Here is a 24,956-nt window from a genome sequence, read left to right as displayed (position 1 = left end):
CCCAGTCAGAAGCCGGGCGGCGACGCACCGCAATCCGGCGGCGGCGCTCCGACGCCGAAGCGGCTGCCCGCCGGCCGCCCGGGCGGCGGCCCGCCCTGGATGAGCGCCGGGATGCCCGCCGAGAAGTCGATGAACTTCGGGCCGTCGGCCCGCCGGCTGCTCGGTCGGCTGCGCCCGCACCGGCTGCACCTGACCGCGATCATCACCCTGGCCGTGGTGAGCGTCGGGTTCAGCGTGGCCGGCCCGAAGATCCTCGGCCACGCCACCGACCTGATCTTCAGTGGTGTGATCGGTCGGCGACTGGACCCGGGCACGACCACCGAGCAGGCCGTCGCGGCGGCACGGGCCAGCGGCAACGACAGCTTCGCCGACATGCTGGCCCGGATGGACGTGGTGCCCGGCGTGGGCATCGACTTCGACGCGCTGCGCCGGGTGCTGCTGCTGGCGCTCGGGCTCTACCTGGCGGCGAGCGTGCTGTCGTGGTGGCAGGGCTGGCTGCTCAACGGGGTGGTCCAGCGGACCGTGCTGCGGCTGCGCGCCGAGGTGGAGGAGAAGCTCAACCGACTGCCGCTGCCCTACTTCGACAGGCAGCCGCGCGGTGAGCTGCTCAGCCGGGTCACCAACGACATCGACAACATCTCGACAAGCCTCCAGCAGACCCTGAGCCAGCTGCTCACCTCGCTGCTGACAGTGGTCGGCGTGCTTGTCGTGATGTTCTGGATCTCACCGCTGCTGGCCCTGGTGGCCCTGGTCGCCGTCCCGCTGTCGGTGCTTGTCACCCAACGCATCGCCAAGCGCTCCCAGCAGCAGTTCATCGCCCAGTGGAAGCACACCGGCGAGCTGAACGGCCAGATCGAGGAGGCGTACACCGGTCACGAGCTGGTCAAGGTCTTCGGCCGGCAGCGCGAGGTGGAGGCCGAGTTCCACGCGAAGAACGACGAGCTGTTCCGGGCCAGCTTCGGCGCGCAGTTCGTCTCCGGGATCATCATGCCGTCGATGATGTTCATCGGAAACCTGAGCTACGTGGCTATCGCCGTGGTCGGCGGGCTGCGGGTGGCCTCCGGGACGATGAGCCTCGGCGACGTGCAGGCGTTCATCCAGTACTCCCGCCAGTTCACCCAGCCGCTGACCCAGCTCGCCTCGATGGCCAACCTGCTCCAGTCCGGGGTGGCGTCGGCCGAGCGCGTCTTCGCGGTGCTCGACGCCGACGAGCAGAGCCCCGACCCGGTCGAACCGGCCCGGGTCGTCGACCCGCACGGCCGGGTCGAGTTCGAACACGTCTCCTTCCAGTACACGCCGGACAAGCCGCTTATCGACGACCTCTCGCTTGTCGCCGAGCCGGGGCACACGGTGGCTATCGTCGGCCCGACCGGCGCCGGCAAGACCACCCTGGTCAACCTGGTCATGCGGTTCTACGAACTGGACGCCGGCCGGATCACGCTCGACGGCGTGGACATCACCACGATGCGCCGCGACGACCTGCGCGGACGAATCGGCATGGTGCTGCAGGACACCTGGCTCTTCGGCGGCACCATCCGCGACAACATCGCGTACGGCCGGCCGGACGCGACCGAGGAGGAGATCGTCGCCGCGGCCCGGGCCACCTTCGTGGACCGTTTCGTGCGCAGCCTCCCGGACGGTTACGACACGGTCATCGACGAGGAGGGCAGCAATGTCAGCGCTGGCGAGAAGCAGCTCATCACCATCGCCCGGGCGTTCCTGGCCGAACCGTCCCTGCTGATCCTGGACGAGGCGACCAGCTCGGTGGACACCCGCACCGAGGTGCTGCTCCAGCGGGCGATGGCCGCCCTACGCTCGGACCGGACCAGCTTCGTCATCGCGCACCGGCTCTCCACCATCCGCGACGCCGACCTGATCCTGATGATGGAGGACGGCCGGATCGTCGAGCAGGGCACCCACGAGCAGTTGCTCGCCGCCCAGGGCGCGTACCACCGGCTCTACCGCTCGCAGTTCACGGGCGCCGCGGTCGACGAGGAACCGGCCGCGTCCGCCGGGGCCCAGCCGGCGTCGGTCTGAGGGCGGACCGCCGTGCGCGCCGCACGATCGACGACGGTCCGCCCCGCGCCGGTGGGCTGGTCAGTCCGCCGGGAGCAGGTCGGCCGCGCGGGCGGCGACCTGCCCGCCGATCAGGGCGAGCACGGCGGCGGCCGGCATCGGATCCAGGGCGCGGCCACCGCGCAGACGCAGTGCGAGGCGTCCGTCGGCCGCCTCACGGGCACCCAGCACCCCGAGGTACGGGACGCGGCGGCGGGCCGCGTCCCGGACCCGGGCGCCCAGCGAGCCGGCCACGTCGACCTCGACCCGCAGGCCGGCGTCGACGGCCCGCCGGGCCAGCTCGGCCGCCGCGTCGGCCTGCCCGTCGTCCACCGGCAGCAGCACCAACTGCACGGGCGCGTACCAGGCCGGGAACGCGCCCTCGTGCACCTCGATGAGGTACGCGAACAGCCGCTCCATGCTGCCGACCAGGCTGCGGTGCAGCATGACCGGCCGACGCCTGCTGCCGTCGGAATCGGTGTACGACAGGTCGAACCGCTCGGGTTTGTCGAAGTCCACCTGGATGGTGGAGATGGTCGACTCCCGGCCGGCCGCGTCCATGATCTGAATGTCGATCTTCGGTCCGTAGAAGGCGGCCTCCCCGGGCGCCTCGACGTAGTCCACCCCGGCCAGCGCACCCCGGAGCAGTTCCTCCGCGCGGGCCCACTGGGCGTCGTCGCCGACGTACTTTCCGCCCGGGCCACGCAGCGACAGTCGGAGCCCGGCCGGGCGGACGCCCAGCGCGGCGTGCGCTTCACGGATCAGCCGGAGGATCCGGGCGACCTCCGCGCCCACCTGGTCGGGGGCGCAGAAGGTGTGCGCGTCGTTGAGCGAGATGGCGCGTACCCGGGACAGCCCGCCGAGCACCCCGGAGCGCTCCGAGCGGTACATTCCGCCCAGCTCCGCGATCCGCAGCGGCAACTCCCGGTAGGAGCGGCCCCGGGCGCGGAACACCAGCGCGTGGTGCGGGCAGAGCGCCGGGCGGAGCACGAACTCGTCGTCGGCGCTGAGCCGCATCGGCGGGAACATGTCGTCGGCGAAGTAGCCGAGGTGGCCGGAGAGTTCGAAGAGTTCGCGCTTGCCCAACGGCGGCGAGTAGACGTGCTGGTGGCCGGAGCGGCGCTCCAACTCCCGGACGTACTCCTCGACGGCGTGCCGGGCGGCGGCGCCGGCCGGCAGCCAGATCGGCAGGCCGGCGCCGGCCAGCGGATCGGAGACGAAGAGGTCCAGCTCACGGCCGAGCCTACGGTGGTCGATCATGTCGGGCTCCTGGATCGGGGACGACCCGGAGGCGACCTGGACACCGAACGCCGCGCGGCCCTCGGGGGCGGATCGCCCCGGGGCCTGGTCGACGGTGGTTACGTCAGAGCGGCGCGCCGGGGACACCCGGCGTCGTGGTCATCACTACCGCGCTGCGCATACCGCGACGGTAGCCGTCGGGCGGTCGAGGACGCACCCGGATTTGCGGCGGTGGGAGAGGGGGCGGGCCGCCGGCGCGGGACCCGCCGGCGGCCCTGGGCGACCCGAATCGTCAGGAACGGGGGACCCGACGGGCTGGGCCGCGCCGACAACGGTACGCCGACGGACGCCGATCCGCCGACCGCCTCGGGCCGCTGTGGGACGGTCGCCGACCCGTCACCCGAGGGGTGTTCGCCTCGTTGGACCGGGGTGGCCCTGTGGTGTCGGCGGTCACGACGGGACGGGGCCGTCCACGGTGATGCCGGCCACGCCGTCAGGCTCAAGACACCCAATCGGCCGCATCCGGCGAGGTGGCAGGCGTGCCCGAACTACTGACTGACGTCGCGTCGCCGACGTGGGCGTACCTGGTGCTGCTCGGCCTCCTGATCGCGGACGCCTTCGTGCCGGTGATACCCACCCAGATCGTCATGATCACCAGCGGCGCGCTGACCGTGTACGGCGGCCTCAGCCTGCCGGTCACCATCGCCGTCGGCGCGCTCGGCGTGTTCGCCGGTGACCTCGCCTGCTACCTGCTCGGCCGCGGCGCACCGGACCGGCGGGCGCCCCGGCACGCGGAGCCCAGCCGAGCCCGCCGGATGGCGAGCCGGGTCACGCAGGGACTACGCCAACCCGGGCCGCTTGTCATCCTGCTCTGCCGCTTCGTGCCCGGCGGGCGCATGGCGGCCTGCTTCTCGGCCGGCCGCAGCCGATATCCGTACCGGCTGTTCGCGCTCTACGAGGCGATCGCCGCCCTCGGCTGGGCCACCTACGGCGCGCTGGTCGGGCACCTGGGCGGCACCGCGCTCACCGAGTCCGCCTGGCGGCTGGCCATCATCGCCACCGCCGCGGCGGCCGGCTTCGCCGCAGCGGGGTGGGCCATGACGCTGATCAGCGCCCGCCACGCCCGCACCGCCGCCGGAACCGACATCCCGATCGACTGAGTGTCGCCAGACCTTCTGGTATAAGCTGCGCTTATATTGACCAGATGTGGGACGTCAAACTTCATCCCGAGGTCGAGGAATGGTTCCTCGGCCTCTGCAGGACGGATCCCGCCAGCGCCGACCTCATCAGCGAGGCCATCGACCTCCTCGCCGAACACGGTCCGGCGCTCGGGCGTCCCCTCGTTGATCGACTCAAGGGCAGCCTGTTCCATCACATGAAGGAGCTGCGACCTGGATCCGCTGGCTCCACGGAGGTCCGCATGATCTTCGCCTTCGACCCGCTCCGGGAAGCTGTCTTCCTGGTGGCCGGCGACAAGTCGGGTCAGTGGCAGAGTTGGTACCAGACGGCCGTCCGGTTGGCGGACGAGCGGTTCCAGGAGCACCTCACCAGCCTGAAGGAAACACAACGATGACCGGTGGAGCCGACTGGCGGGACGTCAAGGCGAAAGCCCGAGAGCTCGACCCGTCCTGGGACCATCCGGACCGGGTCACTCGACGGGCCCAGCAGCGTGAGCAGATGTTGGCGTCGGTGAGTGGCGCGCAGCTCGCAGAGATCCGCAAGCACCTGGGCATGACCCAGACCCAGCTGGCCGAGGCGGCGGGGTTGACCCAGGCGAGGATCAGCCAGATCGAGAACGGCGAGCACACCAGCCTGGAGACGCTCCGTGCCTACGTCACCGGCCTGGGCGGTCACCTCGACGTCGTCGCCCGCATCGGAAACATCCAACTGAACGTCGCGTGATCTGGGGAAGCCACCTCCTCCGGGTACGGGTGCCTCTAGGGGTGGTCCCGGGGATCGATTTCGGTGGGCTTCCCCGATTCGGTTCGGGTGTCGTCGGCCGCAGGCTGAGGCATGTCTCGAACCTGGAACACCGGTGTGGTGGCGCTCGGCGGAATCGCTCTGGCGGCAGTGCTCACCGTGATCGGTCACCTCGAGGTCAACGACGACCTCAATCCGTGGGCGCTGACCATCAGCGACTTCGCGGTCTCCGACCGGGGTGGCGTCATCGACGTCGCCATGGTGGTGCTGGCGCTCGCCACCGTCGCCCTGCTGTACGGGCTGCACCGCCGCGCACCCCGACCGGGCACCGCTCGGACGGCCGAGCTGCTGCTCGGTGCCTGGGCGGCAGGACTGCTGCTGGCCGCGGTGGTGCCGACCAACGAGCCGGGCACCGCCATGACCACGTCCGCCTACCTGCACCGGTACGCGTCGGTGGTCGCCTTCCTGGCGTTGCCGGTCGGCGGCTGGCTGCTCGCCCGCCGACCCGACCTGACACCCGCCGCCCGGACGCTGCGCACCCTCGTCCTGCTCAGCCTCGCGCTGGCGGCGGCGATGGTCTGGTCCGCCTACCCCGGCGACCGCTTGCTGATCGGCCTGGCCGAACGCCTCCTCATCCTCACCGAGGTAGCGGTCCTGGCGACGGTCGCGGTCACCCAGGCCCGGGCTGTCGATCATGGAGTTGTGGTCCCGCACGAAGGAGGCGCGACGGTGTGAATCGGCCACCACGACTCCATGATCGACCAGAGCGGGGTGGGGGGCTCACTCCAGCTCGTGGAGCATGAGCTGGCGCGCGGCCTCGGTGATGGAGCCGGACAGGCTCGGGTAGATGGTGATCGTCTGCGCCAGCTCGTTGACCGTCAGGTTGTTCTCCACGGCCATGGTGATCGGCAGGATCAGCTCGCTGGCCTTCGGGGCGACCACCACACCGCCGATCACCTGGCCGCTCGCCGGCCGGCAGAACAGCTTCACGAAGCCGTCGGACAGGTCGTCCATCTTGGCGCGGGCGTTACCGGACAGCGGCAGCATCACCTGCCGGGCCGGGGTCTTGCCGGCGTCCACCTCGTCCTGCGAGACGCCGACGGTGGCCAGCTCCGGGTCCGTGAAGACGTTCGCCGCGACGGTCCGCAGCCGTAGCGGACGGACCGCCTCGCCGAGGGCGTGCCACATCGCGATCCGGCCCTGCATGGCGGCCACGCTCGCCAGCAGCAGCACGCCTGTGCAGTCACCGGCGGCGTAGATGCCTGGCACGTTCGTCCGGGAGACCCGGTCGACAGTGACGTAGCCGCCCCGGCCCAGCTCCACGCCGTACTCGGCCAGGCCCAGGTTCGCCGTGTTGGGGATCGAGCCGACCGCGATCAACGCGTGCGAGCCGGTGACCTTGCGACCGTCGGACAGCTCCACCTCGACCCCGTCGGCGGTACGCCGGACCGCGTCGGCGCGGGAGTTGTTGAGGATGTTCATGCCCCGGTTGCGGAAAACCCGCTCGATGGCCGACGCCGCGTCGGCGTCCTCGTGCGGCATCACCCGGTCCCGGCTGGAGACCAGGGTGACCTCGACCCCCATCGCCAGGTACGCGCTGGCGAACTCGGCGCCGGTCACGCCGGAACCGACCACGATCAGGTGCTCGGGCAGCTCCGGCAGGTCGTACACCTGACGCCAGGTCAGGATGCGCTCCCCGTCGGGTACGGCGGTGGGCAACTGGCGGGGTGTCGAGCCGGTGGCCACCAGCACGGTGGACGCGGCGATCGAGTACTCCTCGCCGCCGTCGGCGGGGGTGACGATGACCCGGTGGGTGTGCCCGAGGGCGTCCTCGCCCATGCGGGCGGTGCCGGCCACGAAGGTGACCCCGGCCTTGAGCAGCTTGGCGTGGATGTCGGCGGACTGCGCCAGCGCCAGGCGCTTGACCCGCTCGTGCACGGCCTGCGCGTCGACGGTGACCGCCTCCAGGCCGTCCGAGTGCACCCCGAACTCCTCGGTGTCCCGGTAACCGGTGACCACCTGCGAGCTGGCGATGAACGTCTTCGACGGCACGCAGTCGGAGAGCACGCAGGCCCCGCCCGCGCCGTCGGCCTCGACCACGGTGACATCGGCGTCCAGTTGGGCGGCGACCAACGCCGCCTCGTACCCGGCCGGCCCACCGCCGATGATCACGATCCGGCTCACAGCGTTCGCCCTTCGTTGAAGCTCACAGTGACTTTCTTCTCCCGAACGCGTCCGACACGCACAGTCGTATTCTCCCCCACCCGCCCGCCGGGCTATCGTCATCGCCGTGCGTCATCACGCCGCCTACGGCTCAAACCTCGACCCGGCCCGGATGCGGGCCTACTGCCCGCACTCGCCCATGGTGGGCACCGGCTGGCTGGAGGGGTGGCGGCTGACCTTCGCCGGTGCCGACGTGATCGGCTGGGAGGGCGCGGTGAGCACCGTCGTCGAGTCCCCCGGTGACCGGGTCTTCGTGGCGATCTACGACATCCACCCGTACGACGCGGCCCAGCTCGACGAGATCGAGGGGGTGACCGCCGGCACGTACCGCAAGCTGCACGTCCGGGTCTCGACCCTCGACGGCGACGTGACCGCGTGGGTCTACGTGTTCGACGGGTACGAGGGTGGCCTGCCGACCTCGTGGTACCTGTCCGAGATCGCGAACGCCGCCGAGAAGGCGGGTGCGCCGGACGACTACGTCACCGAGCTGCGGTCCCGTCCCACCGGCACCGCGTCCCCGTAGCGCGTATCCCACGCTCCCAGTCTGCAACCGTCGCGGCGCCGGTTGCCCGTCGGGCCCGGGCGGGGTCGTCAATCACACACCGGCGGCCGGGACGACCCGCTCGTACATGTCGGTCCACAGGGTCTCTCGCAGGCCCACCGACTCGTAGAGCGACAGCGGAGCGGTCGGATTGGTGAGGTCCACCCCCAGACCGGCCGACTCCCGCCCCTTCTCCGCATAGCGGGCGAAGGCGCGGCGCAGCAGCGCCGCGCCCACACCCCGCCGACGGTACGCGGGCAGCACCGACAGACTCTTCACCCAGCCCTGCTGCTGGTCGAGCGCCTGGTCGGAGGACTGCAACGCGCCGGCGAGCACCCCGTCGACCTCGGCGACGAACCACTCGTCCCAGGCGGTCACGTCACCGATCCGGGCCCGCCACCGCTCGTACGACAGCGGCTCGTGATCCGGGGTGTCGCCGAACGCGACGTCGTGGATCCGGTGGAACTCCCGCAGCTCGGCCTCGTCGTCCGGGCGGACCGGCCGCACCGTGACCCCGGGCGGCGGCGACGGCTCGGCCGGCAGGTCGGCAAGCGAACGGCGCATCCGGACGTACCGCTTGGCCACGGTGAACCCGGCGGCGCGCAGGTCGCGGGCCCAGTCGCGTTCCGGGGCGCACACCGCGCACCGGACGGTGAGCGCCGGCAGTCGGCGCTCGGCGGCGCGCTCGGCGACCCGGTCGAGCTGACGGGCCAGCAGTGGCGCGCGGAGGGTGGCGGCCCGCTCCGGGTCGACGTAGACCTCGACGAACTCCCGGCCGACCCCGGTCGGGTTGTCCACCGTCGCCCAGGCGACCACTGTGCCGTCCGGGTCGAGCGCCAGCCAGGAGTCCCGGGTCGGGTCGACGTAGGGGGCGGTCAGCGACGCCTCGACGTCCTCGGCGTCGAAGTCGGGATGGCCGATGGCGAAGGTGTCGGCCGCGTGCACCACCGCGAGGATCGCCGGTACGTCGTCGAGGGTGGGGCGGCGCGTGGTCCAGCCGGCGGGAAGCGTCACGGCAGAAGATCCTGGCAGCCCTCGGCCGACGGCGCCGCCCATTTTTCCGTCTCCCGAGCCGCTCAGCCGGCGAGGTCGGCGCGGGTGCGGTGCAGCAGCTCCACCAGTTCAGCGCCGTCGGCGGGGCCGAGCGCCGCGAACGCCGGCGCGGCCAGCCGGTTGGTCACCGCCTCCGCCCAGAGGCGCCGACGCACAAGCGGCCCGACCGGAGGGTACGGCGGCGGCCAACCGCACGCCACCGCGCCGGCCTCCCCCTCCGGCCCGGCCAGCACCGCCTCCAGCGGGGTCATGCCGGAGGCGCGCACCGCCAGCAGGTAGGCGCCGGTGAAGTGTTCCCGCAGCAGTCGGAGCCCGGCGGCGCTCCGGGCGCCCGGGGAGAGATCCGGCAGCGGCATGGCCCGCCACGCGGCGAAGAGCGGCATGCCGCTGGCGTCCGCGGCGGCCACCGCCCGCTCGACGAGGCCGGCGAGGCGCTCGGCTCCCGGCAGCACCGCCAACTGCTGCGTCCCCCATCGGCAGCACTCGACGAGACTCGCGGCGGCCACCTCGGCCGGCCGCAGGACCCGGGCGGCGGCGTCCCAGCCGTCGGCGACGGCGTCCGGTGCGACGAAGCCGATGGCCGCGGCGGCCGTCTCCGCCCGTACGTCACCGAGCGCGCCGGCCCGACCGGTGATGTAGAAGGCCCAGCCGGAGATGCCGAGCTGCCGGGCCCGTTGCAGCGTGCTCGGGCACCTGCTGAACCCGTCGCCCAGATCGAGGATGACGGGCTTGCTGGCGGCGGCGATCTGCTCCGGCGTCATCGAAGCGCCGCCCACGGGCGTCGCGGCACGGCGGCGCTCCGGTCGGGGACGGCTGGCCCCGGACGGCCCGCCCGCTCGTCGTCGTCCATCGATGGTCAGTCTGCCGCGCCACCGCCCGCGTCCGCATCCCCCTCTTCGGCCGCCAGTGCCTCGACGGCGGCCTCGACCTCGCCCGCCCGCCGCCGGGCCACAGTGACCGCCCGCTCGGCCGCCCGCCGCGCCAACTTGGCCCGGCTGAGGTCCTGCTCGGCGACGGCCCGCCGTCGTTCCAGCTCCGCCAGCTCGGTCTCGATCCCGTCGAGGACGGCGGCGCCGTCGCGCTCCTGGCCGGTCGCCTCGGTCAACTCGTCCTCGGCCCGCTGCTGGTCGGCCCGGACGCGGTCCCACTCGCGGTCAAGTGCCCGGCGGCGGCGCGCTCGCTCGGCCCGAGCCGCCCGCTGTGCCGCACGCTCGGCCTGCGCGGCACGCTCCCCGGCCCGGTCGGGGGCCGCCTCGCGACCCTCGCGCTGGGCGCCGGGCCGACGGGTGGGGCGCGTGGCCTCCGGCTCCTCCTCGTCGCCGGTGACCAGCCGCAGCTGCGGTCGGGGCACCTCTCCGAAGCCGGCGTAGCTGGCCGAGCGGAGCAGCCGCCCGGCCCGGACCTGCTCGGCGACCTCGGCGTCGGAGAGCGCCGCGTTCAGGGTCGCCTCCACCTCGGCGAGTGGCAGTCGGCCGGCCGGCGGGGCCTCCGGCTCCGCCGCCGCGAGCTTGCGGACCTCGGCGACCAGGGCGCCGACCACCGCCCGGCGCTGGGCGGACAGCTCCCGCAGTCGGGGACCGCGCAGCTCCCGCTGGGCGGCTCGCAGGGCGTCGGCGAGTTGGACCAGGTCGGCGACCAGCTCGGGACGTCGGATCGCGAGCAGGTTCACCAGCCAGGCGGCGACCGTGGGGCGACGCAGCCGGGCCAGCTCCCGGGCGGTGCTCGGGTCGCCGGCCCGACGGGCCTCGGCCACGGCGGCGTCCCGGGCGGCCACGAACCGGTCCGGTGGAGTGCGGTAGAGCTGCTGCACCAGCTCCGCGGAGGGGCCCGGCATCGCGTCAGACGTCCACCCGGCTACCGGGCTCCAGCCGCTGGTAGTCGGTGCCGGACAGCGCGGCGTACTGCCTGTCCAGCACGGCCAGCCCGTTGTCGTTGAGCAACGCGTCGTGCAGGGCGTACGCGCGCCGGGGCGCGACCGCGCGGATGAAGTCGACCACCTCGGAGAACTTCGACCAGGGCGCGTGGATCGGCGCGAACAGCGTGTCGACGGGTGTCTCGTCCGGCACCACCAGGGAGTCTCCCGGGTGGTAGACCACGTCGTTGATCAGGTAACCGAGGTTGTCCACCACCGGGATGTCGGCGTGGATCACCGCGTGCTGACCGCCGTACGCGCGGACGGCGACACCGGCGGCGGTGAACGACTCACCGGTGTCGACCGGGCGCAACGCCTCGGCCGCGTCGCCCAGGGCCTCGGCCAGGGACGCGGGCCCGAAGATCGGGAACGGCTGCCGGTCCAGTTGCAGGCGCACCGCGGCCAGGTCGAGGTGGTCGGGGTGTTGATGGGTGATCAGCACCGCGTCCGCGCCGTCCAACGCCGTCGCGGGGTCGCTGAACATTCCGGGGTCGATGACGAGCACTCCCCCGTCGTGTTCCACCCGGAGACAGGAGTGGGCGTACTTGGTGAGCCGCATCGTGACTCCTCGGCTGTCGAATCGTGATGTCCTGAGCGCAGTCTGCCGGAACCAGCCGGCGGGCGCGTCACGTCCGAGCTATCGCCACTGAAGCTGACGACGATGGGAGCGGGGATGGACGGACGAACAGGACGGCGCCGCAGCGCACTACTGGCGGCAGGGACACTCTCGGTGGCGCTGGCCCTCGCGGGGTGCAGCGCCGGCGACAGCGGATCGGCCGATTCGGCGGGCCCGGCGGCCAAGGCGCCGCTGGCGGAGGCCGGGGCGGCCGACAAGGGCAGCGGCGCGGACGCGGCAGGGGCCGGAGCCGGCGCTCCGGACCTGCGGGTCGACCAGCGGGCGATCATCTACACCGGAACGATGCGGGTGCAGGTGGCCAATGTGGACGACGCCGCCCGCGAGGTCAACGCGGCGGTCACCCGGGCCGGCGGTTTCATCGGCGGCGACCAGCGGCGCAGCGCCGACGCCGACGCCGTGGCGGAGTTGCAACTGCGGGTGCCCGCGGCGAAGTTCGCCGGGGTCGTGGAGGAGGTCGCGAAGCTCGGCCGGCAGGAGAGCCGGGAGATCAACACCCAGGACGTCACCGAGGAGACCGTCGACCTGGAGGCCCGGATCATCACTCAGCGGGCGCGCGTGGACAGCGCACGTCGGCTGCTCGCCCGCGCCAGCTCGATCGCCGACCTGGTGTCGTTGGAGAACGAGTTGGGTCGCCGGGAGGCGGACCTGGCCTCGCTGGAGGCCAAGAAGCGGCGACTGGCCGACCTGACCGCGCTGTCCACGATCACTGTGTCCCTGGCCGGGCCGGCGGCGAAGACCAGCGAGGAGAAGACCGAGACCGGCTTCCTGGTCGGGCTCAAGGGGGGCTGGGGGGCGTTCGTCACCTCGATGACGATCCTGCTCACCGTCCTGGGCGCGCTACTGCCGTGGCTTGTGGCGTTCGGCGTACCCCTGGCGGTCCTGCTGGTGGCGCTGCGCCGGCGACGGAAGCCGCCGGCGCTTGTCGCCACCGGAGTCAGCGCGCCGCCGCCAGTGCCCGCAGCGCGGTCTGCACCATGACGCGTACGCCGGCCGGGATGGCCCGCTCGTCCACGTCGAAGGACGCGCGGTGCAGGTCGACGTTGGGCCCGGTACGGCCCACGCCGAGGCGGGCGAGGGCGCCGGGGACGTACTCCAGATACCAGCTGAAGTCCTCGCCGCCCATGCTCTGCGGTGTCTCGGCGATCCCCTGCGGACCGAGCGCGGCGCCGGTGGCGGCGGTGAGCACCTGGATCGCGCGGGAGTCGTTGCTCACCGGCGGCCGGCCGCGCAGGTACTCCAGGTCGACGGTGGCGCCGGTCGGGGCGATCACGTCCCGCACCACCTGAGCCACGATCTTGGGAGCCTGCTCCCAGGTGTCGCGGTCCATGACGCGCAGGGTGCCCGAGGCGGACGCCTCGGAGGGGATGACGTTGTAACGGGTGCCGGCCGAGGCGTGGCCGAACACCAGCAGCAGCCCGCTGTTGGCCGGCACCCGGCGGCTGACCAGGGCCGGCACCTCGGTGATCAGCCGGCCGAGGGCGTCGACCAGGTCGACGGTCAGGTGCGGGCGGGCGGTGTGCCCGCCCGGCCCGGAGAGCCGGACGGTGACGTTGTCGGCGGCCGCCGTGATCGGGCCGACCCGCAGGCCGACCTGGCCCACCGGCAGGTTCGGGTCGCAGTGCAGCGCGAAGATCTGCACGACGTCGTCCAGGCCGCCGGCCTCGATGACCTCCAGCGAACCGCAGGGCAGGATCTCCTCGGCCGGCTGGAAGATGAGCCGGACCCGGCCGTCCAGCTCGCCGAGGTCGGCGAGCTGGGCCAGCAGCATGCCGACGCCGAGCAGGATCGCCGTGTGCACGTCGTGGCCGCAGGCGTGGCAGACGCCCTCGACGGTGGAGCGGTACGGCACGTCCTTGGGGTCGTCCAGCGGCAGGGCGTCGATGTCGGCGCGCAGCGCGATGATCGGGCCGTCGGGGCGGCCGTTGACGTCGCAGATCACGCCGTTGCCCTTGGGCAGCAGCCGAGGGTGCAGGCCGGCCAGGGACAGCTCCCGGGCGATGAGGGCCGCCGTCTCGAACTCCGTACCGGACAACTCGGGGTGCGAGTGGAGGTGACGGCGCGTGGCGATGAGCCCCGGTACCCGAAGGGCGAGGAGGTGGTCCAGGTCGCGGGGCAGGGGCTGGGACCCGGGCGGAGTCTCCGGCCAGGACGACGCCAGCTGGCCGCCGGTGGGCAGCGTCAACGCACTCGTCACGTCGAATTCTCGATCACTAGAGATGGATGGATCATCGGGGACAGCAGACAGCCTAGACCTCCGGCGGTGACGCTGCGCAACCTCGTTACGGTGATGATCGGACCGCGTAGCGTCACGTATGCCCTGCTGAGAGCGCTCGTCAAGGTGCGGGACCGCAGGTAGATCGCGTTCGAACGCCGTCATCTACCCCCTCACCTCCTACAACGCGTAACCGAACCGGGCGGCGGACCTCACGCTGCGAATTGTCGCATTAGTCGGGGTGATGAACTGACACTCCGACAATAAGCCGACCACTCTCCGCAACGGGCCGGACAAGGACGCTCACATACGCCCGCCCACCCCGACCGCACACCGTGTGCGTTCCGCACGCACCCCGTCGGCGTACCCGCAAAGCCGGGTGGGCACACCCGGGACGCAACCGGTCAGAACCGGTCGGTCGGCCGGTACAGCCCCCACACCTCGCGCAGCGTCCCGCAGACCTCGCCCACCGTGGCCCGGGCCCGCAGCGCCTCCTTCATCGGGTAGAGCACGTTGTCCGAGCCCTCGGCGGCGGCGCGCAGCTCGGCGAGGGCCCGCGTCACCGTGTCGGCGTCCCGCTCGGCGCGCAGCCGCGCCAGCTTCTCGGCCTGCGCGGCCTCGATCGTCGGGTCGACACGCAGCGGCTCGTACGGCTCCTCCTCGTCGATCGCGAACCGGTTGAGCCCCACCACCACCCGCTCGCTGGAGTCGATCTCCTGGGCGATCCGGTACGCGGACTGCTCGATCTCCCGCTTCTGGAAACCGGCCTCGATCGCGTCGACGGCCGAGCCGTGGTCGGCCACCCGCTCCATCAGCTCCACGGCGGCGGCCTCCAGCTCGGCGGTCATCGCCTCCACCACGTACGAGCCGGCGAACGGGTCGACGGTGGCGGTCAGGTCCGTCTCGTACGCCAGCACCTGCTGGGTGCGCAGCGCGAGCCGGGCGGCCTTCTCGGTGGGCAGCGCGATGGCCTCGTCGAAGCTGTTGGTGTGCAGCGACTGCGTGCCGCCGAGCACGGCGGCCAGGCCCTGCACCGCCACCCGGACCAGGTTCACCTCCGGCTGCTGGGCGGTGAGCTGCACACCTGCGGTCTGGGTGTGGAAGCGCAGCATCATCGACTTCGGATCCCTGGCGCCGAAGTCGTCATGCATCAGCCGGGCCCAGATCCGCCGGGCGGCGCGGAACTTCGCCACCTCCTCCAGCAGCGTCGTGCGGGCCACGAAGAAGAACGACAGCCGGGGCGCGAAGTCGTCCACGGCGAGCCCGGCGGCCAGCGCGGCCCGGACGTACTCCACGCCGTTGGCCAGAGTGAACGCGATCTCCTGCGCGGGCGTCGCGCCGGCCTCCGCCATGTGGTAGCCGGAGATGGAGATCGTGTTCCACTTCGGCACCTCCTTGCGGCAGTACGCGAACGTGTCCGCGACCAGGCGCAACGACGGCTTCGGCGGGAAGATGTACGTCCCCCGGGCGATGTACTCCTTGAGGATGTCGTTCTGGATCGTGCCGTTGAGCGCCGCGCCGGGCACCCCGTTCTCCTCGGCGACGAGTTGGTAGAGCAGCAACAGCACCGAACCCGGCGCGTTGATGGTCATCGAGGTGGACACCTTGTCCAGTGGGATGTCGGCGAAGAGCAGCCGCATGTCCTCGATGGAGTCGATGGCGACGCCCACCTTGCCGACCTCGCCGTGCGCGATCGGGTCGTCGGAGTCGTACCCCATCTGCGTCGGCAGGTCGAAGGCGACCGAGAGGCCCATGGTGCCGGCCCGCAACAGTTGGTGGTAGCGCGCGTTGGACTCGGTGGCGGTGCCGAAGCCGGCGTACTGGCGCATGGTCCACGGGCGGGAGGTGTACATCGTGGGATAGACCCCCCGGGTGTACGGGAACTCGCCCGGGCCGCCCAGCCGAGAGTCCAGGTCCTCCGGAAGGTCGGCCGACGTGTAGACGCCCTTGATCGGGAAACCGGACTCGCTTGACCGCCGTTCACTCATCCCCGGATGGTAGGACGCGCGGGCACCTGGTCGCGTGAGGGATACCGCACAGTGCGTCCCGACACCTCGACGGGAGGTGAACGGTTGGGCACGATCTGTGGACTTCGGTAAACGTCCGCCGCGTCGGCTTTCGCATCCGGCGTCGGAACCAGCAAGATAGGGGGGTTGTGTCCCAGCCCCCCTCGATTTCCCCCGGTGGCTTTTCTGTGACTCAGATCCCGACGTGGAGCGGCGGACAGGTAAGTCCCGCCAGCGGACGAGCAGCGCCCGGCACCACCATCGGTGGCCGGTACTCGCTGCGGTCCGCGGTGGGCAACGGCGGCATGGGCACGGTGTGGCGCGCCACAGACACCCTGCTCCGCCGCGACGTGGCGGTGAAGGAGGTAGTCCTTCCCCCGGGCCTGGCGCCGAGCGACCGCGACGCGATGTACGAGCGGACGCTGCGCGAGGCCCGCGCCGCCGCCGCCATCCAGCACCCGGCCGTGGTGCAGGTGTACGACGTGGTCACCGAGGCCGGTCGGCCGTGGATCGTCATGGAGCTGCTGGACGCCCGCAGCCTCGCCGACATGGTCATCGAGGACGGTCCGGTCGCGCCCCGCGCGGTCGCCAAGATCGGCATCGCGCTGCTCGGCGCCCTGGAGGTCGCGCACGCCATCGGCGTGCTGCACCGCGACGTCAAGCCGGCCAACGTGCTGATCTGCTCCGACGGGCGCTGCGTGCTCACCGACTTCGGTGTCGCCCGGATGCCCACCGACGTGCAGCTCACCACCCCCGGCATGGTGCTCGGCTCGCCGCACTTCATCTCGCCCGAGCGGGCCATGGGCCAGGAGTTCGGCCCGCCGAGCGACCTCTTCTCGCTGGGCGTGACGCTCTACACGGCCGTCGAGGGGCGTCCGCCGTTCGACAAGGGCGACCCCATCGAGACCATGCACGCCGTCGTGGAGGACCCGCCGGCCCCGCCGCAGCGCAGCGGCGCCCTGACCCGGGTGCTGATGGGTCTGCTGGAGAAGGACCCGGCCCGCCGACTGGACGTGCACACCTCGCGGGGAATGCTGCGGGAGCTGCTCGCCGGCCCGCTGGGCAGCACCGCCACCGCAGTGCACTCGGTCACCGACCCGTACGCCGTGGTGCCCGTGCAGCAGCGCCCGGCCCCCGTCCACCAGCCGGCCCCGCCGGAGGCGAAGCCGGAGGACCAGATCGGCGGCCGGGCCATGCTGGCCCCGGGTGAGTCGCTTACCGACCGGCTCGCCGCGCTGCGCCGGGGCGAACGCCCCCAACCGGTCGGCGGAGCAGCCGCCGCTGCCGCTGCCCTGGACGAGACCAGCGCCGACGCGCTCGCCGGTCCGCTGCACACGCCCACCGGCGCGATGCCCACCCCGGGCCGTCCCGCCGCCGGGCGCACCTACGGCGGCAGCGCGGACGCCACCCAGCGGGTGGACGCCGGCGCGCACCCCGACGCCACCCAGCGGGTCACCTACGGCAGCCGGCCCGACGCCACGCAGCCGGTCGGTTACGGCGCGCCCGAGGCCACCCAGCGCATCGGCGGCAGCACCTACGGCGGCGGCAACCAGTGGTCGGTCCCGGGCACCGGCCAGCCCTGGACGACACCGTCCACCACAGCGGGCGGCGGCGCCCTCGGCAAGGTCCGCGCCACCGGAGGCCAGCTCGTCACGACCGTGAAGGGCTGGCCGCGCAAGGTGCAGCTCGCGGCGGCCGGCGGCCTGGCCGTGGTGCTGCTGATCAGCATCGTGGCGCTCTCCAGCGGCGACGACCCCGCCCCGAGCACCCCGCAGGCGCAGCCCACCCCGTCCGCTCCCGCAGCCTCAGCCGTCGAGATGCAGGAGCACGCGGCCCGGGGCATCCAGGTCATGGTGCCGAAGGGCTGGAAGAAGGCCACCGGCGGCTCGTACACCGACTACATCGACCCCGAGGACGACGGTCGCAAGATCCGGATCCTCACCGAGAAGTGGACCGGGACGCCCACCCGCTGGGCGGAGAGCGCGCAGAACTTCCTCCGCACCAAGAGCACCAACTGCAAGAAGCCGTACGAGCAGGTGGCCATCGCCGAGCAGCCGTTGGCGGGCAGCCCGGGCGTCGAATTCGAGTACACCTGCGGTTCCGGTGGCGAGATGCGCCACGGGGTGTGGCGCGCGGTCGTCAAGGACGGCAAGTCGTACTCGTTCTACCTCTCCGCCACCGAGGAAGCGTTCGCCGAGAGCAAGCCGATCTTCGACGAGATGGTGAAGACGTTCCAGCTCACCGGAAACGGCTGAGCCGGAGGGAACCGACAGCGGTGATCCGCCGCCGTGCTATCAAGAGGCATGGCGGCGGACACCACTGACATCGACGACATTCGCGAGCAAGCCCGACGTTGGCTGGCCGACGACCCCGACCCCGCCAGCCGGGCCGAGCTGACGGCGGTGCTCGACCGGCTGCCGGCGAGCGCGCCCGAGCTGGCCGACCGGTTCGCCGGCCCCCTGACCTTCGGCACCGCGGGCCTGCGTGGCCCGCTGCGCGCCGGCCCGAACGGCATGAACCTCGCCGTGGTCACCCAGGCCGCCGCCGGGCTCGTCGGCTGGCTCGCCGCCCAGGGCGGCACCGGCCCCCTGGTGATCGGGTACGACGCCCGGCACGGCTCCCGGCAGTTCGCCGAGCGCACCGCACAGGTGGCCACTGCAGCCGGCCGGCCGGCACTGCTGCTGCCCCGCCCGCTGCCCACCCCGGTGCTGGCGTACGCGGTGCGTCAGCTCGGCGCGGTGGCCGGTGTCATGGTCACGGCCAGCCACAACCCGCCACAGGACAACGGCTACAAGGTCTACCTCGGCGCGGAGCTGGGCGGTGAGCTGGGCGCCGGGGCGCAGATCGTGCCGCCGGCCGACGCCGGCATCGAGGCCGCGATCCGGGCGGTCGGCCCGCTGACCCAGGTGCCGCTGGGCCGGCCCGGCGAGGTGCTCGGCGACGACCTCGTCGCGTCGTACGTCGAGCGGGCCACCGCGGTCATCGCGCCGGACGGGCCGCGGGACCTGTCGGTGGCGTACACCCCGCTGCACGGCGTGGGTGCGGCGGTGCTCACGGCGGCGTTCGCCCGGGCCGGGTTCCCGGTCCCGGGCGTGGTGCCCGAGCAGGCCGAGCCGGACCCGGCGTTCCCCACCGTCTCGTTCCCCAACCCGGAGGAGCCGGGGGCGGTGGACCGGCTGATCGCGCTGGCCGACGCCACCGGCGCGGACCTCGCCATCGCCAACGACCCGGACGCGGACCGGTGCGCCGTGGTCGTCCGGACCAGCGGGGGCGACGACGGGCGGGGCTGGCGGATGCTGCGCGGCGACGAGGTGGGCGTGCTGCTCGCCGACCACCTGATGCGGCGCGGGGTGACCGGCCTCTACGCCACCACAATCGTCTCGTCGTCTCTGCTGCGGGCGATGTGCGCGGCCCGGGGCCTGCCCTACGACGAGACGCTCACCGGGTTCAAGTGGATCGTCCGGGCCGGCGGCGGAAGCGCGCCGCTGGTCTTCGGCTACGAGGAGGCGCTCGGCTACTGCGTCGCACCGGAGCACGTCCGGGACAAGGACGGCATCACCGCCGCGCTGACAGTGGCCGAGCTGGCCGCCGGCCTGAAGGCGCAGAGTCGCACGTTGACCGACCGGCTGGACGAGCTGGCCGCCGAGTTCGGCGTGCACCACACCGACCAGCTCTCCGTCCGGGTCGACGACCTGCGGGAGATCGCCGACGCGATGGCCCGGATCCGGGCGGCCACCCCGACCACGCTGCTCGGGCAGCCGGTCGACAGCGCCCGGGACCTGCTGCCCGAGGCGGACGTGGTGATCCTGCGTACCGCGACGGCCCGGGTGGTGATCCGCCCCTCCGGGACCGAGCCGAAGCTCAAGGCGTACCTCGAGGTGGTGGAGCCGGTCGTGGACGGCGACGTCCCGACCGCCCGCAGCCGGGCGGCGCAGGCGGTGGCCACCCTGCGCGGCGAGATCGCCGCAGCCCTGGGGGTCTGACCGGCGGGCAGCGCCGGGGCCGACCACCCGGCCGACCACCCCCTCGGCATCCTTTGCTCTGCTTCAACCCACGCTACGAAAACGGGCCCGGGCTGTTGCCTCCGTTGAAGCAGAGCAAAGGACGCACGGATACGGGATGGGCCGACGCCCGCTCGGGCCCGGGAGAGACCGCCGCTGGATCAGCGGCGCGGACCGAGGGCCTGGTCGACGGCTATGCCGAGGGCGGCCACGACCAGGCCCACCGACGGGCGGACCACCGAGTCGTCGATGCTCACCTCGCCGGAGAACCCCGCGCCGGTGGCGATCTCCTGGAGGCGGCGGCGGGCGTCGGCGGCTTCCTCGCCGCTCAGGCCCAGCGCGGACTCCATCCGCAGCACCACGACCAGGGTGGCCAGCGCGGCGGTCCGCTCGTCCGGGGCAGCCGCGCCGGTCAGCGCCTGGGTCAGCCGCTGCCGGGTGTCCGCCTCGACGGAGGCGTCCATCACCGGGTAGCGGTGCACGTGGATGAAGCCCAGCTCGGTCTCGTCGACGTCCTGCACGACACCCTGGCTGCACAGGTCACCGAGGATGCGGTCGCGCAGGCCGTGCCGCAGGCGCTGCACCCAGGAGGCCGGCGTGTGCGGCGTGTCGGCGGCGATCCGGCCCAGCACCTCGTCGGTGACCGGCTCGCCGGTGGGCGTCGGGTCGACGACGGCCAGGTTCCCGTTGTCGTACGCGATCCGGCCGGCCAGTGCCAGCTCGACCAGCACCGCGGCCGCCATGCCCAGGTCCAGGCTGATCCGCGGCATGGTCGCCTTGCCGGTCGTGTCGTCGTAGGCGAGGAGGAGCAGTTCCTCGGCGAGCGCAACACCAGTCATGGCCGGAGACGGTAGCGGGTCCGCGCACCTCGCGCACGGACCCGCCGGACCCGGCACCGACCGGGTATCGCCTCAGAAGCGGGGCATGCCACCGAACTGGCGGTCGCCGGCGTCGCCGAGCCCGGGAACGATGAACATCGAGTCGTTGAGCCCCTCGTCGATCGAGGCCGTGACCAGGCGCAGCGGCAGGCCCGAGCGCTCCAGTCGCTCGATGCCGACAGGCGCGGCGAGCACGCAGAGCACGGTGATGTCGGTGCAGCCCCGATCGGCCAGCAGGCGGCAGCAGTGTTCCAGCGAGCCGCCGGTGGCCAGCATCGGGTCGAGCACCAGCACCGGCAGGCCGGCCAGCTCGCGGGGCAGCGACTCCATGTACGCCCGCGGCTCGTAGGTGTGCTCGTCGCGGGCCAGGCCGACGAAGCCCATCGAGGACTCGGGCAGCAGGCCGAGCGCGGCGTCCGCCATGCCCAGACCCGCCCGCAGCACGGGCACCAGCAGCGGCGGGTTCGCCAGCCGGGTGCCCTCGGCGCCGGTGACCGGCGTCTGCACCGGGTACTTCTCGACGGGGAAGGAGCGCGCCGCCTCGTACACCAGCATGGTGGTCAGTTCGTGCAGCGCCGCCCGAAACGTCGAGGAATCGGTGCGCGCGTCCCGCATGGCGGTCAGCCGGGACTGGGCCAGCGGGTGGTCAATGACGTGTACGTCCACGATCGCTCAACCTACCGGTCCGTTCGGCGTGCCGGTGCGGGTGCGGTCGGACCCGCGACGTCGCTCACGCCGAGGCTCCCGTGACCAAGATCACTCGGCCGTCCGGTGCGTAGACTTCTCGCCATGACGGCGACAACGACGTCGGCCCGGTCGGACCTCTCCGAGCTGGGACGATCCGAGACCGCTCTGCGGACCTTCCTGCACGGCCTGCCCGGCGTGGACCAGGTCGGCGCGGAGCAGCGGGCGGCACAGCTCGGCACCCGCTCCATCAAGACCACCGCCAAGGCGCAGGCCATCGACCTGGCCATCCGGATGGTCGACCTGACCACCCTGGAGGGGGCGGACACCCCCGGCAAGGTGCGCGCGCTGGCCGCGAAGGCGCTGCGCCCGGACCCGGCCGACCCGTCCTGCCCGCACGTCGGAGCCGTCTGCGTCTACCCCGCGATGGTCCCGTACGTGGCCGAGGTGCTGCGCGGGTCCGCCGTGCACCTGGCGAGCGTGGCGACCGCGTTCCCGTCGGGTCAGGCGCCGCTGGAGATCAAGCTCGCCGACACCCGGGCCGCCGTCGCGGCCGGCGCCGACGAGATCGACATGGTGATCAACCGGGGAGCGTTCCTGGCCGGGCGCTACTCCGAGGTCTACGACGAGATCGTGGCCACCAAGGAAGCCTGCGGGGACGCCCACCTCAAGGTCATCCTGGAGACCGGCGAGCTGGCCACCTACGACAACGTGCGCCGGGCCTCGTGGCTGGCCATGCTGGCCGGCGGCGACTTCATCAAGACCTCCACCGGCAAGGTGCCGGTCGCGGCGACGCTGCCGGTGACGCTGGTGATGCTGGAGGCGGTCCGCGACTTCCGCGCCGCCACCGGACGGCAGGTCGGCGTGAAGCCGGCCGGCGGCATCAAGACCACCAAGGACGCCATCAAGTACCTGGTGATGGTCAACGAGACCGTCGGCGCGGACTGGCTCGACCCGGACTGGTTCCGCTTCGGCGCGTCCAGCCTGCTCAACGACCTGCTCATGCAGCGCACCAAGCTGACGACCGGCGTCTACTCCGGTCCCGACTACTTCACCCTGGACTGATAGCCGATGTTCGAATACGCACCCGCCCCCGAGTCCCGCTCGGTGGTGGACCTCAAGCCCTCGTACGGGCTGTTCATCGACGGTAAGTTCGTCGACCCGACCGACGGCGGCAGCTTCAAGTCGATCAACCCCGCCTCCGAGGAGGTGCTCGCCGAGATCGCCGAGGCCGGCGCCCAGGACGTGGAGCGTGCGGTGAGCGCCGCCCGGAAGGCGTACGACAAGGTCTGGGGTCCGATGCCGGGCCGCGACCGGGCGAAGTACCTGTACCGCATCGCGCGGCTCATCCAGGAACGCTCCCGCGAGCTGGCCGTCCTGGAGTCGCTTGACAACGGCAAGCCGATCCGCGAGTCCCGCGACGTCGACCTGCCGCTCGTCGCCGCGCACTTCTTCTACTACGCGGGCTGGGCCGACAAGCTGGGCCATGCCGGCTTCGGATCGAACCCGCAGCCGATCGGCGTGGCCGCGCAGGTCATCCCCTGGAACTTCCCGCTGCTCATGCTGGCGTGGAAGATCGCCCCGGCGCTCGCCGCCGGCAACACCGTGGTGCTGAAGCCCGCCGAGACCACCCCGCTTACCGCGCTGCTGTTCGCCGAGATCTGCCAGCAGGCCGACCTGCCGGCAGGTGTGGTCAACATCGTCACCGGCGCCGGCGACACCGGCCGCGCGCTTGTCGAGCACCCCGGCGTGGACAAGGTCGCGTTCACCGGCTCCACCGAGGTCGGTCGGGCCATCGCCCGGTCCGTCGCCGGCACCCGCAAGAAGCTGACCCTGGAGCTGGGCGGCAAGGCCGCCAACATCGTCTTCGACGACGCGCCCATCGACCAGGCCGTCGAGGGCATCGTCAACGGCATCTTCTTCAACCAGGGGCACGTCTGCTGCGCCGGCTCCCGCCTGCTCGTTCAGGAGAACGTCGCCGACCGGGTGCTGGAGTCGCTGAAGCGGCGGATGGCCCACCTGCGCGTCGGCGACCCGCTGGACAAGAACACCGACGTCGGCGCGATCAACTCCGCCGCCCAGTTGGAGCGGATCCGCGAGCTGTCCGACGCCGGCTCCGCCGAGGGCGCCGAGCGCTGGTCCCCGCCGTGCGAGCTGCCCGACCGTGGCTTCTGGTTCGCGCCGACGATCTTCACCGGCGTCACCCAGGCACACCGCATCGCCCGCGAGGAGATCTTCGGCCCGGTGCTGTCGGTGCTCACCTTCCGCACGCCCGCCGAGGCCGTCGAGAAGGCCAACAACACGCCGTACGGGCTGTCGGCAGGCATCTGGACCGACAAGGGCTCCCGGATTCTCTGGATGGCCGACCGGCTGCGCGCCGGCGTCGTCTGGGCCAACACGTTCAACAAGTTCGACCCCACCTCGCCGTTCGGCGGCTACAAGGAGTCGGGCTACGGTCGCGAGGGCGGCCGGCACGGGCTGGAGGGGTACCTCAATGTCTGAGCGGGTCGCCGTACGCAAGACGTACAAGCTCTTCATCGGCGGGAAGTTCCCGCGCAGCGAGTCGGGACGGTCGTATCTCGTGCAGTCCTCGAATGTGTCACTGGCCTCCCGCAAGGACGCCCGGGACGCGGTGGTCGCCGCCCGCGCCGCCGTCAAGGGCTGGGCCGGCGCGACCGCGTACAACAGAGGTCAGATCCTCTACCGCGCCGCCGAGATGCTTGAGGGCCGCCGCGAGCAGTTCGTCGCCCTGGGCATCCCCGGCGACGAGGTGGACGCCGCGGTCGACCGCTGGGTCTGGTACGCGGGCTGGGCCGACAAGCTCGCCCAGGTGTACGGCGGCGCCAACCCGGTCGCCGGACCGTACTTCAACATCTCCGCGCCCGAGCCGACAGGCGTGGTCGCCGTGGTCGCCCCGGAACGCCCGGCGCTGCTCGGCCTGGTCAGCGTGATCGCCCCGGCGATCGTCACCGGCAACACCGTGGTGGTGGCGGCCTCGCCGTCCGAGCCGCTGGCGGCGGTGACGCTGGCCGAGGTGCTGGCCACCTCCGACCTGCCCGGCGGGGTGGTCAACATCCTCACCGGCGCGATCACCGAGACCGCGCCGGCGCTGGCGGCGCACATGGACGTCAACGCCATCGACCTGACCGGGGTGACCGACGCCACGCTCGCCGGCGAGCTGGAGGTCAAGGCCGCGGAGAACCTCAAGCGGGTCCTCCGACCGGCCCCGGCCGACCACGACTGGACGGTCGATCCCGGCGTGACCCGGATGACGACGCTGTTGGAGACGAAGACGGTGTGGCACCCCAAGGGGGTGTAGTCGTTTCGGCCTTTGGTTCTCCTTCCTGGGGAGGGTTTTCCGGGGGGAGCCCGCCCACTCCGGGCGGTCAGGCTTGATCCCTGCGTGGGCGGGCTCCCCCCGGAAAACCTGACGTGGGCCGGGTTCGTCGGGTGGGTCAGCCTGGGGGTTCTGCCTCGGGTCGGGTTGCCGGTCGGCGGCGTGCCGGCCCCTGGTTGGTGATCATGGGGTTGGCGGGGTGTTTGATCTCGCTCGGCCACGTCAACCTCATGATCACCGCCCTGAGGGTGGGGTGGG

At 72.4% G+C, this 24,956-nt stretch carries 22 protein-coding genes; 12 read left to right on the top strand and 10 right to left on the bottom strand.

Annotated features, from left to right (window positions below; all coding sequences use genetic code 11):
• The first annotated feature begins 99 nt into the window (after window positions 1-99).
• A complete protein-coding gene (locus tag MILUP08_RS05520; RefSeq protein WP_237747236.1) occupies window positions 100-2,037 on the top strand; it encodes an ABC transporter ATP-binding protein in 1,938 nt (645 codons plus the stop codon).
• 60 nt (window positions 2,038-2,097) lie between these two features.
• On the opposite strand, the gene thrS is transcribed toward MILUP08_RS05520, so the two are convergent.
• Window positions 2,098-3,315 carry a threonine--tRNA ligase gene (gene thrS / locus MILUP08_RS05515; protein ID WP_039907336.1) on the bottom strand — a complete coding sequence of 406 codons (1,218 nt, stop codon included), beginning with the start codon at window positions 3,313-3,315 and terminating at the stop codon, window positions 2,098-2,100.
• 518 nt (window positions 3,316-3,833) lie between these two features.
• Between thrS and MILUP08_RS05510 the strand changes: the two genes are divergently transcribed.
• The 4 genes from MILUP08_RS05510 (at window position 3,834) to MILUP08_RS05495 (ending at window position 5,949) form a co-directional block, all read left to right on the top strand.
• Window positions 3,834-4,454 carry a DedA family protein gene (locus MILUP08_RS05510; protein ID WP_007455536.1) on the top strand — a complete coding sequence of 207 codons (621 nt, stop codon included), beginning with the start codon at window positions 3,834-3,836 and terminating at the stop codon, window positions 4,452-4,454.
• Between the two features lie 44 nt (window positions 4,455-4,498).
• A complete protein-coding gene (locus MILUP08_RS05505; protein ID WP_007455533.1) occupies window positions 4,499-4,867 on the top strand; it encodes a type II toxin-antitoxin system RelE/ParE family toxin in 369 nt (122 codons plus the stop codon).
• Entirely contained in the window at window positions 4,864-5,196 is a 333-nt protein-coding gene (locus tag MILUP08_RS05500; RefSeq protein WP_007455531.1) for a helix-turn-helix domain-containing protein, read from the top strand. Before MILUP08_RS05505 ends, MILUP08_RS05500 begins: the two co-directional genes overlap by 4 nt.
• A gap of 111 nt (window positions 5,197-5,307) precedes the next feature.
• On the top strand, window positions 5,308-5,949 hold the full coding sequence (locus MILUP08_RS05495; protein WP_007455529.1) for a DUF998 domain-containing protein: 642 nt from the start codon (window positions 5,308-5,310) through the stop codon (window positions 5,947-5,949).
• A gap of 45 nt (window positions 5,950-5,994) precedes the next feature.
• On the opposite strand, the gene MILUP08_RS05490 is transcribed toward MILUP08_RS05495, so the two are convergent.
• Window positions 5,995-7,398 carry an NAD(P)H-quinone dehydrogenase gene (locus MILUP08_RS05490; RefSeq protein ID WP_007455527.1) on the bottom strand — a complete coding sequence of 468 codons (1,404 nt, stop codon included), beginning with the start codon at window positions 7,396-7,398 and terminating at the stop codon, window positions 5,995-5,997.
• Window positions 7,399-7,504: 106 nt separating this feature from the next.
• On the opposite strand from MILUP08_RS05490, the gene MILUP08_RS05485 reads away from it, so the two are divergent.
• Window positions 7,505-7,960, top strand: coding sequence for a gamma-glutamylcyclotransferase family protein (locus MILUP08_RS05485; RefSeq protein ID WP_007455519.1), 456 nt, complete (start codon window positions 7,505-7,507; stop codon window positions 7,958-7,960).
• Window positions 7,961-8,032: 72 nt separating this feature from the next.
• Here MILUP08_RS05485 and MILUP08_RS05480 read toward each other — a convergent pair whose 3' ends face one another.
• From MILUP08_RS05480 to MILUP08_RS05465, 4 genes are all read right to left on the bottom strand, one after another.
• Entirely contained in the window at window positions 8,033-8,992 is a 960-nt protein-coding gene (locus tag MILUP08_RS05480) for a GNAT family N-acetyltransferase (protein ID WP_007455517.1), read from the bottom strand.
• Window positions 8,993-9,054: 62 nt separating this feature from the next.
• Window positions 9,055-9,792, bottom strand: a complete 738-nt coding sequence (locus MILUP08_RS05475; RefSeq protein WP_007455515.1) for an SCO6745 family protein — start codon at window positions 9,790-9,792, stop codon at window positions 9,055-9,057.
• Window positions 9,793-9,887: 95 nt separating this feature from the next.
• Window positions 9,888-10,865 carry a hypothetical protein gene (locus MILUP08_RS05470; RefSeq protein ID WP_007455513.1) on the bottom strand — a complete coding sequence of 326 codons (978 nt, stop codon included), beginning with the start codon at window positions 10,863-10,865 and terminating at the stop codon, window positions 9,888-9,890.
• 4 nt (window positions 10,866-10,869) lie between these two features.
• Window positions 10,870-11,502 carry an MBL fold metallo-hydrolase gene (locus MILUP08_RS05465; protein WP_007455507.1) on the bottom strand — a complete coding sequence of 211 codons (633 nt, stop codon included), beginning with the start codon at window positions 11,500-11,502 and terminating at the stop codon, window positions 10,870-10,872.
• A gap of 93 nt (window positions 11,503-11,595) precedes the next feature.
• On the opposite strand from MILUP08_RS05465, the gene MILUP08_RS05460 reads away from it, so the two are divergent.
• The gene (locus MILUP08_RS05460) at window positions 11,596-12,558 is read left to right on the top strand and encodes a DUF4349 domain-containing protein (RefSeq protein WP_193376605.1); all 963 of its coding nucleotides are present in this window, start codon (window positions 11,596-11,598) and stop codon (window positions 12,556-12,558) included.
• On the opposite strand, the gene MILUP08_RS05455 is transcribed toward MILUP08_RS05460, so the two are convergent.
• Window positions 12,515-13,774: an amidohydrolase gene (locus MILUP08_RS05455; protein WP_007455504.1), complete on the bottom strand. Its 1,260-nt coding sequence runs from the start codon at window positions 13,772-13,774 to the stop codon at window positions 12,515-12,517. The two genes, MILUP08_RS05460 and MILUP08_RS05455, sit on opposite strands and share 44 nt — an antisense overlap.
• Window positions 13,775-14,196: 422 nt before the next feature.
• Window positions 14,197-15,780, bottom strand: coding sequence for an acyl-CoA mutase large subunit family protein (locus tag MILUP08_RS05450; RefSeq protein ID WP_007455503.1), 1,584 nt, complete (start codon window positions 15,778-15,780; stop codon window positions 14,197-14,199).
• 206 nt (window positions 15,781-15,986) lie between these two features.
• On the opposite strand from MILUP08_RS05450, the gene MILUP08_RS05445 reads away from it, so the two are divergent.
• Window positions 15,987-18,053: a serine/threonine-protein kinase gene (locus MILUP08_RS05445; RefSeq protein WP_007455501.1), complete on the top strand. Its 2,067-nt coding sequence runs from the start codon at window positions 15,987-15,989 to the stop codon at window positions 18,051-18,053.
• A 48-nt stretch (window positions 18,054-18,101) separates the two neighbouring features.
• Window positions 18,102-19,781, top strand: coding sequence for a phospho-sugar mutase (locus tag MILUP08_RS05440; protein WP_007455499.1), 1,680 nt, complete (start codon window positions 18,102-18,104; stop codon window positions 19,779-19,781).
• A 179-nt stretch (window positions 19,782-19,960) separates the two neighbouring features.
• On the opposite strand, the gene MILUP08_RS05435 is transcribed toward MILUP08_RS05440, so the two are convergent.
• The gene (locus MILUP08_RS05435; protein ID WP_007455497.1) at window positions 19,961-20,638 is read right to left on the bottom strand and encodes a GOLPH3/VPS74 family protein; all 678 of its coding nucleotides are present in this window, start codon (window positions 20,636-20,638) and stop codon (window positions 19,961-19,963) included.
• A gap of 72 nt (window positions 20,639-20,710) precedes the next feature.
• Window positions 20,711-21,343 carry a uracil phosphoribosyltransferase gene (gene upp / locus MILUP08_RS05430; RefSeq protein WP_007455495.1) on the bottom strand — a complete coding sequence of 211 codons (633 nt, stop codon included), beginning with the start codon at window positions 21,341-21,343 and terminating at the stop codon, window positions 20,711-20,713.
• 123 nt (window positions 21,344-21,466) lie between these two features.
• On the opposite strand from upp, the gene deoC reads away from it, so the two are divergent.
• The 3 genes from deoC to MILUP08_RS05415 are packed head-to-tail and all read left to right on the top strand — an operon-like array spanning window position 21,467 to window position 24,680.
• The gene (gene deoC / locus MILUP08_RS05425; RefSeq protein WP_007455493.1) at window positions 21,467-22,426 is read left to right on the top strand and encodes a deoxyribose-phosphate aldolase; all 960 of its coding nucleotides are present in this window, start codon (window positions 21,467-21,469) and stop codon (window positions 22,424-22,426) included.
• A 6-nt stretch (window positions 22,427-22,432) separates the two neighbouring features.
• Window positions 22,433-23,863 carry an aldehyde dehydrogenase family protein gene (locus MILUP08_RS05420; RefSeq protein WP_007455491.1) on the top strand — a complete coding sequence of 477 codons (1,431 nt, stop codon included), beginning with the start codon at window positions 22,433-22,435 and terminating at the stop codon, window positions 23,861-23,863.
• The gene (locus tag MILUP08_RS05415) at window positions 23,856-24,680 is read left to right on the top strand and encodes an aldehyde dehydrogenase family protein (protein WP_007455489.1); all 825 of its coding nucleotides are present in this window, start codon (window positions 23,856-23,858) and stop codon (window positions 24,678-24,680) included. Before MILUP08_RS05420 ends, MILUP08_RS05415 begins: the two co-directional genes overlap by 8 nt.
• The last annotated feature ends 276 nt before the right edge of the window (window positions 24,681-24,956 follow it).

Origin of the sequence: Micromonospora lupini str. Lupac 08, from assembly GCF_000297395.2 — a bacterium.
Classification (GTDB): domain Bacteria; phylum Actinomycetota; class Actinomycetes; order Mycobacteriales; family Micromonosporaceae; genus Micromonospora; species Micromonospora lupini.
This window is presented reverse-complemented; position numbering and strand designations above follow the sequence as displayed.

What these genes read in the sequence shown, in the direction of transcription:
- MILUP08_RS05470 (WP_007455513.1), bottom strand. Translation starts at nt 10,865, where the DNA reads ATGCCGGGCCCCTCCGCGGAGCTGGTGCAGCAGCTCTACCGCACTCCA.
- MILUP08_RS05475 (WP_007455515.1), bottom strand. Translation starts at nt 9,792, where the DNA reads ATGACGCCGGAGCAGATCGCCGCCGCCAGCAAGCCCGTCATCCTCGAT.
- MILUP08_RS05415 (WP_007455489.1), top strand. Translation starts at nt 23,856, where the DNA reads ATGTCTGAGCGGGTCGCCGTACGCAAGACGTACAAGCTCTTCATCGGC.
- thrS (WP_039907336.1), bottom strand. Translation starts at nt 3,315, where the DNA reads ATGATCGACCACCGTAGGCTCGGCCGTGAGCTGGACCTCTTCGTCTCC.
- MILUP08_RS05435 (WP_007455497.1), bottom strand. Translation starts at nt 20,638, where the DNA reads ATGACTGGTGTTGCGCTCGCCGAGGAACTGCTCCTCCTCGCCTACGAC.
- MILUP08_RS05450 (WP_007455503.1), bottom strand. Translation starts at nt 15,780, where the DNA reads ATGAGTGAACGGCGGTCAAGCGAGTCCGGTTTCCCGATCAAGGGCGTC.
- MILUP08_RS05420 (WP_007455491.1), top strand. Translation starts at nt 22,433, where the DNA reads ATGTTCGAATACGCACCCGCCCCCGAGTCCCGCTCGGTGGTGGACCTC.
- MILUP08_RS05495 (WP_007455529.1), top strand. Translation starts at nt 5,308, where the DNA reads ATGTCTCGAACCTGGAACACCGGTGTGGTGGCGCTCGGCGGAATCGCT.
- deoC (WP_007455493.1), top strand. Translation starts at nt 21,467, where the DNA reads ATGACGGCGACAACGACGTCGGCCCGGTCGGACCTCTCCGAGCTGGGA.
- MILUP08_RS05505 (WP_007455533.1), top strand. Translation starts at nt 4,499, where the DNA reads ATGTGGGACGTCAAACTTCATCCCGAGGTCGAGGAATGGTTCCTCGGC.
- MILUP08_RS05440 (WP_007455499.1), top strand. Translation starts at nt 18,102, where the DNA reads ATGGCGGCGGACACCACTGACATCGACGACATTCGCGAGCAAGCCCGA.
- MILUP08_RS05500 (WP_007455531.1), top strand. Translation starts at nt 4,864, where the DNA reads ATGACCGGTGGAGCCGACTGGCGGGACGTCAAGGCGAAAGCCCGAGAG.
- MILUP08_RS05465 (WP_007455507.1), bottom strand. Translation starts at nt 11,502, where the DNA reads ATGCGGCTCACCAAGTACGCCCACTCCTGTCTCCGGGTGGAACACGAC.
- MILUP08_RS05520 (WP_237747236.1), top strand. Translation starts at nt 100, where the DNA reads ATGAGCGCCGGGATGCCCGCCGAGAAGTCGATGAACTTCGGGCCGTCG.